Source organism: Lascolabacillus sp. (genome assembly GCF_028696275.1).
GTDB classification, from domain to species: Bacteria; Bacteroidota; Bacteroidia; order Bacteroidales; family Dysgonomonadaceae; genus Proteiniphilum; species Proteiniphilum massiliensis.
Genome location: NZ_JAQVHI010000023.1, coordinates 17,634 through 34,760, shown reverse-complemented (window position 1 = coordinate 34,760; position 17,127 = coordinate 17,634). Strand labels below are relative to the sequence as shown.

14 protein-coding genes are annotated in these 17,127 nt (G+C 37.3%); all 14 read right to left on the bottom strand.

The annotated features are described in order from the left end of the window. Positions 1 to 120 precede the first annotated feature (120 nt). Positions 121 to 2,268 carry a methylmalonyl-CoA mutase gene (gene scpA / locus PHO43_RS07020; protein ID WP_053826174.1) on the bottom strand — a complete coding sequence of 716 codons (2,148 nt, stop codon included), beginning with the start codon at positions 2,266 to 2,268 and terminating at the stop codon, positions 121 to 123. Between the two features lie 60 nt (positions 2,269 to 2,328). Continuing rightward, positions 2,329 to 3,030: a prenyltransferase gene (locus PHO43_RS07015; protein WP_053826173.1), complete on the bottom strand. Its 702-nt coding sequence runs from the start codon at positions 3,028 to 3,030 to the stop codon at positions 2,329 to 2,331. Between the two features lie 41 nt (positions 3,031 to 3,071). Further along, a complete protein-coding gene (locus PHO43_RS07010; RefSeq protein ID WP_288011732.1) occupies positions 3,072 to 4,970 on the bottom strand; it encodes a methylmalonyl-CoA mutase family protein in 1,899 nt (632 codons plus the stop codon). 192 nt (positions 4,971 to 5,162) lie between these two features. Then, on the bottom strand, positions 5,163 to 5,918 hold the full coding sequence (locus PHO43_RS07005; protein ID WP_045089799.1) for a creatininase family protein: 756 nt from the start codon (positions 5,916 to 5,918) through the stop codon (positions 5,163 to 5,165). Positions 5,919 to 5,936: 18 nt separating this feature from the next. After that, positions 5,937 to 6,848 carry a LuxR C-terminal-related transcriptional regulator gene (locus PHO43_RS07000; protein ID WP_053826171.1) on the bottom strand — a complete coding sequence of 304 codons (912 nt, stop codon included), beginning with the start codon at positions 6,846 to 6,848 and terminating at the stop codon, positions 5,937 to 5,939. After that, positions 6,845 to 7,150 (bottom strand): nitrous oxide-stimulated promoter family protein, encoded by a 306-nt coding sequence (locus PHO43_RS06995; RefSeq protein WP_045089801.1) that lies wholly within the window; start codon positions 7,148 to 7,150, stop codon positions 6,845 to 6,847. The genes PHO43_RS07000 and PHO43_RS06995 overlap by 4 nt, the downstream gene beginning before the upstream one ends. A 62-nt stretch (positions 7,151 to 7,212) precedes the next feature. Continuing rightward, on the bottom strand, positions 7,213 to 8,511 hold the full coding sequence (locus PHO43_RS06990; protein WP_288009972.1) for a hypothetical protein: 1,299 nt from the start codon (positions 8,509 to 8,511) through the stop codon (positions 7,213 to 7,215). A 19-nt stretch (positions 8,512 to 8,530) separates the two neighbouring features. Beyond that, on the bottom strand, positions 8,531 to 9,313 hold the full coding sequence (locus PHO43_RS06985) for an SDR family NAD(P)-dependent oxidoreductase (protein WP_045089803.1): 783 nt from the start codon (positions 9,311 to 9,313) through the stop codon (positions 8,531 to 8,533). 380 nt (positions 9,314 to 9,693) lie between these two features. Next, positions 9,694 to 11,154 (bottom strand): rod shape-determining protein RodA, encoded by a 1,461-nt coding sequence (rodA, locus tag PHO43_RS06980; protein WP_045089804.1) that lies wholly within the window; start codon positions 11,152 to 11,154, stop codon positions 9,694 to 9,696. 11 nt (positions 11,155 to 11,165) lie between these two features. Further along, positions 11,166 to 13,049, bottom strand: coding sequence for a penicillin-binding protein 2 (gene mrdA / locus PHO43_RS06975; protein ID WP_045089805.1), 1,884 nt, complete (start codon positions 13,047 to 13,049; stop codon positions 11,166 to 11,168). Further along, the gene (mreD, locus tag PHO43_RS06970) at positions 13,039 to 13,554 is read right to left on the bottom strand and encodes a rod shape-determining protein MreD (protein WP_045089806.1); all 516 of its coding nucleotides are present in this window, start codon (positions 13,552 to 13,554) and stop codon (positions 13,039 to 13,041) included. The genes mrdA and mreD overlap by 11 nt, the downstream gene beginning before the upstream one ends. After that, complete coding sequence (gene mreC, locus PHO43_RS06965) at positions 13,551 to 14,399, bottom strand: rod shape-determining protein MreC (protein ID WP_045089807.1); 849 nt, start codon at positions 14,397 to 14,399, stop codon at positions 13,551 to 13,553. The genes mreD and mreC overlap by 4 nt, the downstream gene beginning before the upstream one ends. 34 nt (positions 14,400 to 14,433) lie before the next feature. Next, on the bottom strand, positions 14,434 to 15,459 hold the full coding sequence (locus PHO43_RS06960) for a rod shape-determining protein (RefSeq protein WP_045089808.1): 1,026 nt from the start codon (positions 15,457 to 15,459) through the stop codon (positions 14,434 to 14,436). A gap of 100 nt (positions 15,460 to 15,559) precedes the next feature. Then, complete coding sequence (purH, locus tag PHO43_RS06955) at positions 15,560 to 17,083, bottom strand: bifunctional phosphoribosylaminoimidazolecarboxamide formyltransferase/IMP cyclohydrolase (protein WP_053826166.1); 1,524 nt, start codon at positions 17,081 to 17,083, stop codon at positions 15,560 to 15,562. Positions 17,084 to 17,127: the final 44 nt, after the last annotated feature.

Below are 17,127 nucleotides of genomic sequence, written 5' to 3'. Positions count from 1 at the left end.
CAGAATAGTGACAGATAATTGAGCCTTAGTCTTCATGCCATAAATATATATAAAAAACCGCTTTCGACAAACTCTACAAAAAGAGTAAGCCGAAAGCGGAACAAAAAATTTAGCTAATTATCACTCATCCATAAGGATGTGCATAATGTCAACAGCTGATTTTGTTACACGTGAACCTGGACCAAATATAGCCGCTACACCTGCCTTATACAGGAAATCATAATCCTGAGCAGGAATAACTCCACCTACAATCACAACTATATCGGGCCTGCCAAGTCTCTTGAGTTCATCAATAACAAGTGGAACCAGTGTTTTGTGACCTGCTGCAAGTGAAGAAACACCAAGAACATGTACGTCGTTTTCAACTGCTTGACGGGCTGCCTCTTCAGGTGTCTGGAATAATGGTCCCATATCTACGTCGAAACCACAATCAGCATAACCTGTTGCTACAACCTTAGCGCCACGATCATGTCCGTCCTGTCCCATTTTAGCCACCATAATTCTTGGTCTGCGTCCTTCCTGTGCGGCAAATTTATCTGTGAGTGCACGCGCTTCATCTAGCGTTGCATCTCCTTTTGATTCTGATGAATACACTCCTGAAATTGTTCTGATTACTGCATTATAACGTCCAACTACTTTTTCACAAGCATCTGATATTTCACCTAATGTAGCTCGAACTCTGGCTGCCTCAACAGAAAGTTCAAGAAGGTTACCTTCTTTGGTTTCAACACATTTTGTGATTGCATCAAGTGCTTTCTTAACAGCTTCGTTATCACGTTCTGCCTTTAATTTATTAAGTCTTTCAATCTGCTGTTTTCTTACTTCAGTATTATCAATATCAAGAATATCGATTGGATCTTCATGTTCAAGACGATATTTATTAACACCGATGATAGCCTGAACTCCTGAGTCGATTCTAGCCTGTGTGCGTGCAGCAGCCTCTTCAATACGCATCTTTGGAAGACCGGTCTCAATAGCCTTGGCCATCCCACCAAGTTTTTCTATCTCCTGGATAAGATTCCATGCTTTATCTACAAGTTCCTGAGTGAGAGATTCAACATAATATGAACCTGCCCATGGGTCTACCTGCTTAGTGATATAGGTTTCTTCCTGAAGATAAATCTGTGTATTTCTTGCAATACGTGCAGAGAAATCGGTCGGCAGTGCAATTGCCTCATCAAGTGCATTTGTGTGAAGTGACTGAGTGTGACCCAGTGCTGCAGCCATTGCTTCGATGGCGGTGCGACCAACATTATTAAACGGATCCTGCTCTGTTAGTGACCAGCCTGAAGTTTGCGAGTGAGTACGCAATGCCATTGATTTAGGATTTTCAGCACCTAAACTTTTCAGGATCTTTGCCCACAGCAAACGCGCAGCTCTCATTTTTGCAATCTCCATGAAGTGGTTCATTCCGATACCCCAAAAGAATGAGAGTCGCGGTGCAAACTTATCCACCGGTATACCTGCATTCATACCTGCACGCAGATATTCTATACCGTCAGCAAGTGTATATGCAAGCTCGATATCGGCTGTGGCACCAGCTTCCTGCATATGATATCCGGAAATGGAGATAGAGTTGAACTTAGGCATCTTCTGTGATGTAAATTCAAAAATATCTGCAATAATCTTCATCGAGAATTCAGGTGGATAGATATAGGTGTTACGAACCATAAACTCCTTGAGAATATCGTTTTGAATAGTACCTGCCATCTCATCAAGATTGGCACCCTGCTCCTGAGCTGCAACAATATAGAATGCAAGAATAGGAAGAACTGCACCATTCATTGTCATTGATACAGACATCTTGTTCAATGGTATTCCATCGAAAAGTATCTTCATATCTTCAACAGAAGAGATTGAAACACCTGCTTTACCAACATCACCTACTACCCTCTCGTTGTCGGCATCATAGCCACGATGGGTTGGAAGGTCGAATGCAACAGAAAGACCTTTTTGTCCTGATGCAAGATTACGGCGGTAGAATGCGTTTGACTCTTCTGCAGTGGAGAATCCTGCATACTGACGGATAGTCCAGGGTCGCATAACATACATCGTTGAATATGGTCCACGAAGAAAGGGAGGAATTCCGGCTGCATATTCAAGATGCTCCATTCCCTCAAGGTCTTCTTTGGTATATACCGGTTTTACAGGTATCTGTTCAGGTGTATGCCAATCGGCTTTTATCTCATTTTTTTCAGCCCATTCGTCAACATCTGACTTATAAAATCCGGCCGAGTTTATGTCAATTTCCTTAAAATTAGGTTTCATATTTTTTTAGACTACTGTTTTAATTTTATTTCTTCTATTAAAATGGAATTAAACTACTGGTTAAATAAATGGTGCTATAAAGTTTGCTGCTGAGTAAAAAACAACAAATAAAATAAGCAATTTAGCTGTCTGTCTGTCCAATTGCTGGATATGAGAATTATCATTGTGCTGAGCCATTTTCATCTTCTTTATATTTCTGTTTGCAAGCGGGAAGCTTAACAGAGTAAGAAAAGTAATTGGATGAAGTAGTTCAACTGATACCAGAATCGCTATCAGCAAGTAGGCTGCAAACAGTAGAGTCTGATAGGTAACTTGAGCGCCTTCCAGACCTAATCTCACTGCCTCTGTTTTTATATTTGCATCTTTGTCTTTTTTTATATCACGTGTGTTATTAGCATATACAACAGCAACTATAAGTAAGCCTACCGGTATACTAACTATTAGCATTCTCAAGATAATTTCACTCGTCATGACAAATGAAACTCCTAGTGGTATCAATAAACCATATGCTACATATACCAGCAATTCACCTATAAAATATTTGGAATCTTTTTTTCCATTTATAAGATTTACAAAAATCTGAAGGATGATAGCTACAAAAAGAGCGATTAATCCCAATAACCAGTTAAATTCTGCAACTGCTCCTATTTTATAGAGATAAAAAACATATGATATTGCTATAAGTGCTGAACTACCTGATGCGGTTAATGTCCAGGATTGTGTTGCAATAATCAAGTTCTTTAATTTACCTTTACTATCCATAGCTTTAAATTTCAGCAGTTTGCAGATCTGTTAGTTCCTATTTACAACAACCTATCATTAAACATCTTAAGTGTCTCGAGAACATTACTCTTAACATTAATAAAATGCTCTACTCCCTGAGCTTTAAGCTCATCCATACAAGCAGGTGCCCCTGCTACTACTAATAGTTCATTGCTATCTTTAAGCATTTCATATGTTTCAGGAGCATATTGTGGGTACTCATCATCACTTGAACAGAGCACGATTACATCTGCACCTTTTTCTTTTGCTGCTTTAACTCCCTCTTCAACTGTTTTGAATCCGAGGTTGTCTATAATCTCATAGCCTGCACTTGCAAAGAAGTTGCTTGAGAACTGTGAACGAGCCAGACGCATTGCCAGATTACCAATTGTAAGCATAAACACCTTTGGGCGTTTACCACTCTTCTCGGTAGCTAGTCTAAGCTCATTAAACTGATCAGCAAGCCTATTCTTGTTCAGACTTTTAAGTGGAGTTGATCCTTGTGTGTTACCACATCCGCAACCACTACCTGTTGCGCTTTCATCAATCTTATCACTCATAATTTCGTTAAAGTTAGGATACTGGTTGGTGCCAAGAAGTATCTCCCTGCGATTTGCAAGAGCATTGAAGCGCTCTTCAGCTGTCTTATTAATAGCATCCTGAACTAAACCAGATTTAAGTGAGTTATAGAAACCAGCCTCTTCTGTATCAATAAAAAGCTTCCAGGCCTGTTCTGCAAGCGATCTGGTTAGTGTTTCAATATAGTATGATCCTGAAGATGGATCAGTTACTTTATCAAAATGTGCTTCCTCTTTCAATAGTAGTTGTTGGTTTACAGCAATTCGTTCTGCAAATTCTGTTGGAGCTTCAAAAGCTTCATCGAATGGACGTACAGTAAGTGAATCAACTGAACCTAAAGTAGCAGACATAGCTTCGGTTTGTGAACGTAGCATGTTAACATATGGGTCATAAAGCGACTGGTTGAAGGCTGAAGTTATTGCATGAACATTCATCTTGGCTGCACAACGGCAAGTGCCATCATCTGCCTTGTTATCACAATCGTGAGGACATGGTGGTTTATATGCATTTACTACCTCAGCCCAAAGCCAGCGAGCAGCACGGAATTTGGCAATCTCCATGAAATAATTAGATCCTACACCAAACTTGAATTTAATCTTTTTAGCTGCTGTTGATGGTTCAATGCCATTTTCGATTAGTTTGGATAAAACCTGATTTCCATAAGATAAACTAAAACCAAGCTCCTGATAACTGTATGCTCCAGCATCATTCAACATATTACCAGTTACAATAATTGAACGGAAACGTGGTAGTGGGGAAGTAATTTTTACTATTTCCACTGCTTTTTCTACCCACTCTGGCTCATCTATTCCCTTTTTCAGTATTTTTCTGAACGGATCAAACTCAACAGAACCATAGCATTTCATAACATCAAGGTTTTGACCTTTAATGTAATCAACCACCAATTTTGCAAGATCGATAGTTTTAGAAATACAGGTACTGAAGTTTAATTCTACTTTATCGGGAGCAATTCCATTAAGCAATATTGCGAGGTTTTCAGATGATAACTGATGTTTTGGCAGTTTAAAGCCAAATGAATTAACACCTTTTTCTAGCAAAACAAGTGCTTTTTTGTTTGCATCTGCAAAATCAACAACCTTTATCTCCTGACGGACATACCAGTTATTGTCTTTCTTTGTACCTCTAACATAGGGGAATTGACCAGGCAGATTTTCAAGTGCCTTAAATCCATCTATATCATCGGCACGATAGAATGGTTTCACATTAAAACCCTCTTTAGTTCTCCATACCAGTTTCTTTTGGAAATCGGCACCTTTTAGGTCATTGGTGACAACTTCTATCCACTCATCAGTGGAAACAGGAGGAAAATCTGTAAAAAGCTTCTCTCTCTGATTACTCATATTTACTTTATTTATTATTTTGAAGTTTTTAGTACTTTAATTCAAAGATTATGTTACTGACCAATTATTAGCTAATCAGCCATGAGATTTGTTTCAATTACATATTGATTATAACACGGTTAGAATGTTTTTTTAAGAGCATCAAAAATACAACATTTTGCTCTCATTTAAAACTATTTAGATTAAAAAATATCATTCTACTGACTTGAGATCAACAAGTAGTTCTGTAATTTTCTTTACTACAACTTCTACATATCTCCTGCCCTTTTCGGCTGTCGATTTCTTCGGATTGCCAATTCCTGTATCTTCAGAGACTTCATCCCAGTTGCGTGGCGTCCATCCGATTTTTTTATTTAATGCTGATACATTTACAGGTTTTACATATCCATCACCTGCATTGTCCATATTTACCAGTTCCGGATGATAATGCAGCATTACAGACGTCTCCTGTTCTCCAGCATGTTCATCAGGCTTTTCTTCGAAATAGTCTTGAGTTGGCTCTAAAGTCCACCAGTCAACTATCACAATACGGAAATCTGGAAAAGCCATATTGAGATCTCTTACATATGGTTTAAAGGTGTTACCACCGTGACCGTTGATTATGACTAGCTTATTCAATCCTTGTGCTTGAAGGGATGTTACGATATCAGTTAATATGTACTTCTGCGTTTCTGTTCTGGTATGCACACAGAATGGTTTATTCCACTGTCCAATATTTTGAGAGCCAAAATAAACAGGAGACATAACCATGCAGGTAACTCCTTTCTCGTAAGCTGCTTCAGCAGCATCACCGGCAATCTCGTAAGTAAGTATGCAATCTGTAAGATAAGGAAGATGATAGTTGTGAGGTTCTACTGCCCCCCAAGGTAAAATTGCAATATCATATTCGTGCTTGATTACTTCACCCCAATTGGTTAGTGGGATATTTAGAAAACTTTTTCTTGACATACTGATAATTTTTATGTATTACATTGATATCAAACCATTTCGCAAACAATAGAAAGTGAGACCTGAAACAGTTTTAATACCAGTCTTGTTTATTATATTTTTTCGATGAGTTAGTACTGTGTTGAGACTTATATTCAGAATATCTGCTATCTCCTTGTTCAGATTTCCCTGAACTATCAGCCTGAGAATCTCCGTTTCACGGTTTGTTAGATTATGACCCTCTTCATCACTCCTTACAATGTGCTCATTTACAATTGAGTGCTGCAGCTGTTTTATTCCTGATACATCAAGTTGATTTAGTTTTGGTTGAAGTACTTTCTCACGTAACCTGTTATGAGCCTCAAGGTCTTTCTCGAATGAATGTATGGAAAAGATAACTGCATAACAAAGGTTTTGGTTATATTCAGTTGAAAGATGCTTAATTAATATATTTTTTAAATCATGAAGCAGCTCATCCGGGAATTCTTCATCATAATTTGCTATCCTCTTCAGGTAGTTGGTCATCCTCTCCTTAAACTTCAGGAAAAGCATTCTCAGCATTCCCAACTCTTCATTCCCTGATACGCTATATCCGTTTGTATGATGGTGTTCTGAGTCATTATGCGAACTACTTAACGCTATAAAAGCATTTAAGTGTTTCTCGATATTTGGCATCAGCTCGTGAATATAATTCTCCACAGTGTGCTGAAAATAATCAGCAATTGACTCAGTGTCAATAAAATCTAATAAATCAGGCGCATAATCCTCGTTTAGATAAACATTTAGAACAGTTATAATAAGTCCGGGATCAAGATTATTCTCTTCACACAGATCTTCCAGAGTTTTATCTCCAACACCAAGTCTGATTCCAAAACGATTAAGTACAGGTATCAACTCATTGTGTTCACTCAACACATCAGCAATTACAGTATGTAGGTCTAGTAATTTCACTTTTTCCTTTTTCGTTCTCGGTTAAAATGTCGTATTGCTTCAATTGGATGGGCAAAAAGCATACGTGGACCTGAAAATCTCATAACTTCTTTTATCCTCTGACGCATATCTCTTTTGTAGCAATGAATTGTGCAAGTACCACATGTTGGCTTATCATCCCCAAAAGGGCAACGTTCAAGCCGCTGTAGTGCATAATTGTTTAGAGATTCGCATTCAATACACAGTTCGTTTTTCTGATTGTGTTTTGAACGACAATATATAGAGATCATCTTGCTGACAACCTTTTTTTCGCCTTCATTCATTTCTTATCCTCGTATTGAGTTCAAATTTAGCTAATTTCTTTTTTTCAGCAAAATAAGAGCCCTCATTCACTCTTTATTAACAGATAATTACCATCTGGTAACTCTTCGATTTGATAACCTTCGTTTAGTTCTATTTCCCAACCATTACCGGTTAACAAACTACTGGTAATCTCCAATGGTTCTGATACGATCACCCAGCGCCAGTCGGATCTTAGCAAAGCCCCGCCCTCTTCAACTGTTAATATTCCCCAGTTGTCTTTAATGACAATTGTAGGATAAACTGTTCCTTCATCCTCATCAAGAGGAATAAGATTTTTGGGATCGAATGACATTTTCATATCTTCCAATCGGATTTCTAAATGAGGTTGCTCAAAGAATTTTTCACGGTATTCATCAAGAATAGAAATATTGGATTTCGCTCTTTTTGTTTCCTGATCTACAATTCTTCGCCAATTATAATCCTCCGCAACCTGTTTAACATATGTATGAAAGATTATTGGTGCATCCATTCCGAATACTTCAGAAAAGAAATCGGTAAGGTTTGTTTCATTATCTACCTTCTTATTCCAGAAGTAATCCTTTTGCTGAAGAAAAAATCCATAAACAGGGGTTGTTTCGTATGCAAATGACCTTACAAAGGATGGTGTCTCCTCAAAAGTGTTGATTCGGTGAATAAGATACTCTCGCCACTCCCATTTATCTCGCCCACTCATAACTTGTCCGGTATAGGTTGCCAGCCCTTCTAGAATCTCAAGACTGTTTTCTGACACCTGTGACCCCCTATATATCATCTGCCTGTATTTTCTGAATATTAAGGCATTACGAATATGCTCTTCTGATTTGCTCAGTCTGTTTGATTTCAATGCGGCTTCCAGTGCAGCCAATTCAAGTCGCAAATAAATTCTACCATCTCTCAGATCAAGATGGTTGTTTTCTTCTCTCAGGGGACTGAATCCAAGTGCTTGTTGTGCACAGTGAAAGAGTTCGTGAGTTACTAAATCTATCCTGTCATATAGTTTTTCCGGTAAAGGTAGTGAGAGCATTGCCCAATGAGTGCCATTCCATGTTATGTCTGTATTTGAGACCGGCAAATCACGAGGTATTTTACCAATAAAAATTCCACTGTTTGGTGTCAGTTCATTATTTGCATCCTGCACATTAGCAAAAGCTTCTCTGCTATTTGGATCAACAAGAAGTATTGGTCCATAAATATTTTTATCCCATAAAGCTGAGTGACTTTCCGTTGCCACTCTGGTTTGAGTAAAAAAGTTACTTATTTCATCTATAGAATATTTTGAGGACTGAGCTATTACAAGTTCAGAAAATAAAAGTATCAGCAATATGAAAGCTTGTCTCCTCATATTTTTAGTAGTCAATAAACTACACGCTGTTGCCCATCACCTTGGCAGATAAACGGGTAACCCACTTCCTCGGAATAAATCTTATACCAAAGGGTGCAAGCTTGTTTTGAGTACCATGAATGACTGTGGATTTACCTTTCATCATGGCTTTATAGCCCAACTCAGCAACATCCTTAGAGCTTGCTATCCTTATATTCTTCACTAACTGTGAGGCATTCATTCCTGATACTTCACCGAAGTTAGTGCTAGTGGGACCGGGACAAAGTGTTGTAACGGTTATGTTATCTTTTCTCAGTTCATAACCGATTGCTTCGGATAGACTAAGAACATATGATTTTGTAGCAAAATAAACTGCCATCATTGGACCGGGCTGAAATGCTGCTGTAGAAGATACATTCAGTATTCTACCAGGTTTTCTGCCTTTAATCTCTTTTATAAAAAGATGGCATAAGTGAGTGAGTGTAGTTACATTTAGTGTAATCATCTTTTCATAAGTATCCCATTCACAGTCAGTAAAAGCCCCATAGTCGCCAAAACCTGCATTATTTACAAGATAATCTACTTCTACATTAATGGCTTTCAACTCATCAAATACAGACTGAGCCGATTCAGGTTTACTTAAATCCTTTATTAAGATATGTACGGTGACATTGTATTCCTCTTCGAGCTGCTGTTTTAGATTATCCAACTCTTTACCGCTTCTTGCTATTAAAACAAGGTTATGGCCATCTTTTGCAAACAAAATGGCTAACTCATTGCCAATACCCTTTGAAGCTCCGGTAATTATTGCTGTTTTTATCATTCTTAAATTTATACTCAAGAAATTATAGTTGTATCCAATTTACTTTTATAAAATAGCATCACCTGATAAATTAATTACTCAATATATTAACAAATAAATAACTGAATCAGACACACTATTTAAAACAAAATTAAACTATTTTTTCTCTGTCATGTCATATATATAGAGAATTTTTACTTGATGGTAGAAATAAGTAAAAGTAAAGATTTCAAGGAATTGCAGGTAAATCTACTGCAATGTTTATTAAATTGGGTTCTAATTGATAGGGTGCATTCAAATTGTGAAATTAGGGTGCACCCGTTATCTATATTGATAATAAGTAATTACTTAACGGTTTACTTGCGACTAAATTATAATATGGTATTTTCAAAATTATAGTACTAACCTCTTTTTCTGGACTTATCTATTCTAAGGAAAATAAACAGAAGTATTGTAAATCCCCATAAAGAGGAGCCTCCATAGCTGAAAAATGGCAATGGGATCCCGATAACTGGCATGATGCCAATAACCATACCAATATTTATCAGCAAATGAAAGAAAAATATACTTACAACACTGTAACCATATACTCTGCCAAATGTGGTAGTCTGTCTTTCTGCAAGTTTCAGCAACCTAAGCACAAAGACTGTAAATAAAATCATAACTATTGTGGAACCGATAAATCCATGCTCCTCACCAATGGTGCAGAAAATAAAGTCGGTATCCTGTTCAGGAACATATTTAAGTTTTGTCTGTGTACCATTTAGATACCCCTTGCCTGTAAGACCTCCTGAGCCGATTGCTATTTTTGACTGCCCAACATGATAACCTGCACCACTTAAATCCTGCTCCATACCTAATGTCACCTTTATACGCATCTGCTGATGAGGCTGCAGTACATCATTGAAGACATATTCTGTTGATTCAAGGAATCCGAAGGAGACAATTAGAAAAAGGAATATATAGAAGTAAGTTTTAACTCTATATCTTAAAAACAGGTAGAGCAGATGTAAGGCTGTAACACCAAGTGATATGAGTGAAAACATTCCCCAGTCAATAGTCTCCGAGAAAAAGTATAAAATAAGTGCTATTAAAAATGGAACAGAAGAAATCAATATAATTATAAAAAATGTTCTTTTGCGCTTAAGATAGCTCCATACCATTCCAGCTGAAAATATTATGATAAGTACAACTGTCATTATTTCTCCTTTTGACAACATACCTATTTGCTCATCTGAGAATCTGATTCCCAGAATGAAATAGATAATTGCAGCAATACCCATAAAAAGAACCCCACCAGGGAGGCCTTCTCTGTAAAGTACGAGGATAAGACTAAGGTAAACTAATGCTGTACCAGTCTCACTTTGAAAAATTACGAGAAGTGTTGGTAAAATTATAATACTACTGACAAGCATTAGGTTTTTCTTATCCATCAGCTTAAAGTCATAAGTATTTAAAACCTTAGCCAATGCCAGTGAAATTATAAACTTCATGAATTCAGCCGGCTGAAGTCGGACAGGCCCAATTATCAGCCACGACCGGGAACCGTTTATCTCTTGAGCTACGATAAGGGTTACAACTAATAGAAATATCCCGATAAGGTAAAACAGGAAGGAGTATGTTTCATAAAAGCTCACCTCTATTTTTATCAATGAAAAAGCGATTAGCAAAGAGGTTCCTATCCAAATAAGTTGCGAACCTGCTCTGGTAGACAGATCAAACATCCCTGTAGCATTCTCCAGATCATAGCTGGCAGCATAAATATTAAACCATCCTATGACAACAAACAAAAGGTAAAGGAAAAGTGTGATTCTATCCACTTTACCCTTTTCTTCAATTTCTATGCCTGTGTGCTTGATCATTCAGAAGCTTGTTATTTTGATGGAATATTTCTTGTATAGACGTATGGAAGAATTTCACGATTCATTATAGTTTGTTCCAACCATTTGTCACTCTCAGGTACTTCACCATTGAAGAATTTCTGAAGCATTAAACGTGCAATGGGCACTGCATTTGTTGCTCCGAAACGACCATTCTCCACTACCACTGCAATTGCTACTTTAGGATTATCTTTAGGTGCGAAACCCATAAAAAGTGAGTGGTCATCTCCATGTGGATTTTCTGCTGTACCTGTTTTACCGCACACTTCAACCAGAGGTTCAAGATTAATACCTCGGCAAGTTCCAAATTTAACAGCATCTGCCATACCGGCAACCGTTAATTCAAAGTGTTCAGGGTTAATTCCTGTATATTTTCTTGTAGTATATTCACTATCTAAACTTGCACCTTTTATCTCTCTGACAACATGTGGTGTATAGAAATATCCGCGATTAGCTATTGTTGCCCCTAAATTAGCTATCTGGAGAGGAGTAGCCAAAACCTCACCTTGCCCTATTGCAATTGAAATAACATTATGGGCATTCCATCTTTCAGTTTTGAATATGTTTGAATAGAATTTACTGTTCGGAATGAAGCCTCTTTTCTCTGATGGTAGATCTACACCTAATTGATATCCAAATCCCATATTAACCATGTGGTCGCGCCACCTGTTAAATGCTTCACCCACACTTGAATATTTTGTTCTATTGCTTAACATGTGGTTAAGTCCATAACAAAAGAAAGAGTTGCAGGAGGTAGATAGTGCATATTGTAGCGATAAAGGTGATGCGTGACCATGACATCTTGGGCGGCCTCCTAAAGGAGGATACCCTCCAAAACAGGAATACATTGTTTCAGGTGTAATAATTCCTTCTTGAAGATAAACAAGTCCACTTGCAGCTTTAAATGTTGACCCGGGAGGATATGTTCCTGCAACAGATCTGTTTATCAGAGGCTTGTATGGATTATTAACAAGTGACTGATAATTAGAACTGAACTCTTTACCCGTAAGCAATGATGGATCGTAAGTAGGAGCTGATATCATTGCCAGTATCTCACCAGTCTCAGGTTCAATCATAACAATACTTCCTACTTTATTCTGCATCAGTAACTCACCATATGCCTGAAGTTCTATATCAATGCCAAGAGTTAAATCCTTACCTGAAACAGGAGCTTTATCATCCTTTCCATCATTATATCTGCCTTGAACTCTGCCATGTGCATCCCGAAGTAAAATCTCAACACCTTTTTCTCCACGTAGATCAATCTCATGAGACAACTCAATACCTGATTTTCCCACATAATCCTTTCGTACATAGTAAGGATCAGAGGCTATTTTATTTTGGTCAACTTCTGCCACATAACCAAGAATAAGCCCCATATTAGGGTGATTATACTGTCTTTCAGTTCTGCTCTGAATATATATGCCGGGAAACTTATATAGTTTTTCCTGTAAAAGTCCATATTCTTCTATATCAAGCTGTGACATAAAAAGTTGCGGTGTGTATGACGAGTAACCGGGGTTTTTTCTGCTATCCCTCATTTCCGCATCAAGTTCACGAAACCTCTCAATATCAATATTTAGTGTATTGCAAAAATCAAGTGTATCGAAACGGGTCATCTCCCTTACAACCATCATTACATCATAAGTTGGTCTGTTATATACCAGAAGTTCACCTTTTCGGTCATAGATAGCACCTCTGGCAGGATATAATGTTCTCCTAAGGAATGCATTGCTATCTGCATAATCTCTATATTGAGGACTAAGCAACTGCAGGTTAAATAATTGTACTACATATATAATTCCAATTACTACAACTAATGCAGCAATTACATATCGACGGTTTGCTAAATTTTTCGGGTTAATCTTATTGTTCACCGGCCTTTTTCCTATATATTAAACTATCTAATGCAAGTATAAGTATAATTGAAATTATAGAAGAGGAAATTATCCTTGAAATTGTATTCAATAGATTAAACAGCGTAAATGACTCTATAAAGAAGAGTAGTGTCAAATGTGTCAATACCATAAATATAGTAAATCTCACAAATGAACCGGTTGCTGTATTTATACCGGGGATAAACTCATCATATATCTCCTTCTCATAAAAAAGATAGATAACTGGTCTCCTAATTGTGGCTATAATCGTTGTAGCTGCCGCGTTTACACCGGGAGTATTCAAAAATATATCTATAATAAGTCCCAATAAAAAACCGGATATTATAACATAAAACTGGTTCCGGCCAATTGATAGCTTCAACAAAAAATATATATACAAAACAGGAGTAGCAATGCCGAATACATTTATCCTGTTCAGAAGCAATACCTGAAGTATAATAAGCAGCAAAAACAACAGTACTTCCTTAAAATATACAGTTTTCATTGATCCAATATATTTTCAAGTGATTTCTGCTCTTCATAAAACCGATCATTGATAACCAATACATCCTGCAATGAATTAAAGTCAGTAGCTAACTTAACATTGAATGTATTGAAATTGTCATCATTTGTCTTACCAATATCACTAACGAATCCTATTATTGTCTGTTTAGGAAAAATTCGTGAGAAACTGGTCATTACAGTGTCACCTTCCTGATAAATCTCATGCTTTGGCAATTCCCCCAATTGAGCGTAGTTAATACTTTCTCCATTCCATGAAATTGAGCCGTAATTTTCGGAGTGTTTCAACTTGGCACTCAGACGAAACATAGGGTTAATTATTGGAATAACAACAGAAAAGTTTGTAGATACATTAGCTACCACCCCCACTACACCGCGTTGAGATATTACCCCCATATCAGGTTTCAGTCCGCTTTTAGAACCCTTATTTATAGTTATAAAATTATTAGGTCCTGAAAAGCTTAAATTAACCACTTCAGCAGGAATAAAAGCGAACTGAGTCTGCATGGCCGAATCACGTACAAATGCATCCACTTCAGATGAATCTGCAACAGAGAGTCCATCAATATATGATCTCAGAGAGAATAGTTCATCTTCTAATAAAGCATTTTGCTCCAATAACATCTGGTTATTCTTTCTAAGATGAATAAAGGATGTTACATTATTAGATACAGTGTAAAACCAACCTGTTACGCTGTTTGCAGAAGTAAGATAAACACTTCTCTGATATGGATTATGCGCAAATACAAGATAGAAACTGAATACTATAAGCAGAAATGCTAGCAGCCAGTGGCTATTTCTTATAATGAAGTTGAACAGATTACGCATTCAAACCCTATGTCTTTATTTCAATAAATGTGTATTAACGCATTAAAAAGTTGAATTTGTTTATATTCCTCAATGCAATAGCAGTACCTTTTGCAACAATATGCAGTGGATCGTCAACTACATGGAATGGAATACCAATCTTCTCAGTTAAGCGTTTATCCAGCCCTCTTAACAATGCTCCTCCACCTGTAAGATAGATACCATTTCTTACAATATCAGCATAAAGTTCAGGTGGTGTTTGTTCAAGTGCACTTAGTACAGCTGAATCAACCTTTGTCACAGATTTCTCGATACAATGCGCAATCTCCTGATATGAAACAGGTACATCCATTGGTAAAGAGGTCATTCTGTTGGGACCATGTACTACATAATCTTCTGGTGGATTTTCGAGTTCAGTTAAGACTGAACCAACATTAATTTTAATTTGCTCAGCAGTTCGATCTCCAATTTTTATATTGTGCTGACGACCCATGTAGTCCTGGATATCTTCAGTAAAGTCATCTCCTGCAATCTTGATTGATTTATTAGATACAATACCACCAAGAGAAATAACAGCTATTTCAGTTGTTCCTCCACCTATATCAACAATCATGTTTCCTTCAGGGGCTTCAACATCGAGTCCGATTCCAAGTGCAGCTGCCATAGGCTCAAAAATCATGAATACATCCCTTCCTCCCGCATGTTCTGCCGAGTCTCTAACTGCACGAATTTCTACCTCTGTACTTCCTGAGGGAATACAAATCACTACACGTAGTGATGGGGAGAACCATCCTCTTTTATTTTTGTTCGCCATTTTAATCATTTCACGGATCATCTGTTCCGCAGCATTAAAATCAGCTATAACACCATCTCTCAAGGGTCTTACAGTGCGAATATTTTCATGAGTCTTTCCATGCATCTGCCTGGCTTTTTCACCCAAAGCTATCATTTTCTCGGTCTTTCGATCCAAAGCTACTATCGAAGGTTCGTCAAGCAATATTTTGCCTGCACTGTTCACTATTATAGAATTGGCTGTCCCGAGGTCCATTGCCAGCTCTTGTGTAAATGAGAATAAGCCCATAATTATCTTTTTTTTAACGATCAAACGCTATCACAGCAGGATTAGCAATCGCTTTAATTTAAAAACATTCAAAAATATATTTCTGTCGGCATTTTACAACTTAATGTTTGAAGTGCCTTGTACCAGTTGTTACCATTGAAAGGCCATTTTTATTACAGTAATCTACTGATTCTGAATCACGAATAGATCCTCCCGGTTGAATAACAGATGTAATACCGGCTTTGTGAGCTATTTCCACGCAATCAGGAAAAGGGAAGAATGCGTCACTTGCCATAACAGCACCATTAAGGTCGAAGTTAAATGTTTCTGCTTTCTCGATAGCCTGTTTCAATGCATCAACTCTGGAAGTTTGTCCTGTACCACTTGCAATAAGCTGCCTGTTTTTAGCCAGAACAATAGCATTTGATTTTGTATGTTTAACCAATAGGTTGGCAAATAATAAATCTTTTATTTCATCTTCAGTAGGCGCTTTCTCGGTAACCACCTGAATATCATCTATTGTCTGTACGCTTATATTCTTATCCTGTACAAGTGCTCCATTCAAAACCGATCTGTATTGCAATTTTTGTGAAGCCTTCTCTGCCGATTTGAGTATCAAAATTATACGATTTTTCTTTTGAATCAAAATTTCAAGTGCATCTTTGTCGTAAGCAGGTGCAATTATAACTTCAAAGAAAATGGAATTGATAGCCTCTGCAGCTTCCTTGTCAACTGTTCTATTAGTCACAACTATACCACCAAATGCAGAAACAGGATCAGCAGCCAAAGCAGCATCCCATGATTCTTTCACTGTTGGTCGGCAAGCCATTCCACAAGCATTATTATGCTTAAGAATAGCTAGTGCAGTCTCATCAAAATCTGAAATAAGAGTAACTGCAGCATCAATATCGAGAAGGTTATTATATGAGATCTCTTTACCATGCAACTGTTCAAAAATCTCATCAAAATCTCCATAAAAGGTACCTTTCTGATGTGGATTTTCACCATATCTTAATTGTTTGGTCTCATTTAAAGATATACGCAAAGCAGATCGATCTTCATTGTCGAAATATCTGAAAATTGCTGAGTCATAACCCGACGAAACCTTAAAAGCTTCTGTTGCAAACTGACGGCGATCATCTATATCTGAAGTGCCTTGTTTTTCTTTTAACAGATTCAATAAGGGGCTATACTGATCTTTTGAAGCTACAATTATTACATCCTTATAGTTCTTTGCTGCGCCACGGATTAGTGAAATACCACCTATATCTATCTTTTCTATTATCTCCGCTTCACTGCCACCGGCTGCTACAGTCTCTTCAAAAGGATAAAGATCTACTATTACAAGATCAATAGATGGAATGTCGTAAGCTTTAACCTGTTTTCTATCAGACTCAACTTCACGTCTATATAATATGCCACCAAAGATTTTGGGATGAAGAGTTTTTACTCTGCCCCCAAGAATGGAAGGATAACCGCTTACTTCTTCCACTGTTTCACATTCATATCCTAAAGAGGTTATAAATTCATGGGTTCCACCAGTTGAAATAAACTTTACCTGTAATTTATTTAATTCCTGAAGAATTTCTTCCAACCCATCTTTATGATATACTGAAATGAGCGCTGTTTGAATCTTTCGTGACATTTTGCTACTTTATTAATACTATTAATTTAAAAGTGTACAAAGGT

What these genes read in the sequence shown, in the direction of transcription:
- scpA (WP_053826174.1), bottom strand. Translation starts at nt 2,268, where the DNA reads ATGAAACCTAATTTTAAGGAAATTGACATAAACTCGGCCGGATTTTAT.
- PHO43_RS07015 (WP_053826173.1), bottom strand. Translation starts at nt 3,030, where the DNA reads ATGGATAGTAAAGGTAAATTAAAGAACTTGATTATTGCAACACAATCC.
- PHO43_RS07010 (WP_288011732.1), bottom strand. Translation starts at nt 4,970, where the DNA reads ATGAGTAATCAGAGAGAGAAGCTTTTTACAGATTTTCCTCCTGTTTCC.
- PHO43_RS07005 (WP_045089799.1), bottom strand. Translation starts at nt 5,918, where the DNA reads ATGTCAAGAAAAAGTTTTCTAAATATCCCACTAACCAATTGGGGTGAA.
- PHO43_RS06995 (WP_045089801.1), bottom strand. Translation starts at nt 7,150, where the DNA reads ATGAATGAAGGCGAAAAAAAGGTTGTCAGCAAGATGATCTCTATATAT.
- PHO43_RS06990 (WP_288009972.1), bottom strand. Translation starts at nt 8,511, where the DNA reads ATGAGGAGACAAGCTTTCATATTGCTGATACTTTTATTTTCTGAACTT.
- PHO43_RS06985 (WP_045089803.1), bottom strand. Translation starts at nt 9,313, where the DNA reads ATGATAAAAACAGCAATAATTACCGGAGCTTCAAAGGGTATTGGCAAT.
- rodA (WP_045089804.1), bottom strand. Translation starts at nt 11,154, where the DNA reads ATGATCAAGCACACAGGCATAGAAATTGAAGAAAAGGGTAAAGTGGAT.
- mreD (WP_045089806.1), bottom strand. Translation starts at nt 13,554, where the DNA reads ATGAAAACTGTATATTTTAAGGAAGTACTGTTGTTTTTGCTGCTTATT.
- mreC (WP_045089807.1), bottom strand. Translation starts at nt 14,399, where the DNA reads ATGCGTAATCTGTTCAACTTCATTATAAGAAATAGCCACTGGCTGCTA.
- PHO43_RS06960 (WP_045089808.1), bottom strand. Translation starts at nt 15,459, where the DNA reads ATGGGCTTATTCTCATTTACACAAGAGCTGGCAATGGACCTCGGGACA.
- purH (WP_053826166.1), bottom strand. Translation starts at nt 17,083, where the DNA reads ATGTCACGAAAGATTCAAACAGCGCTCATTTCAGTATATCATAAAGAT.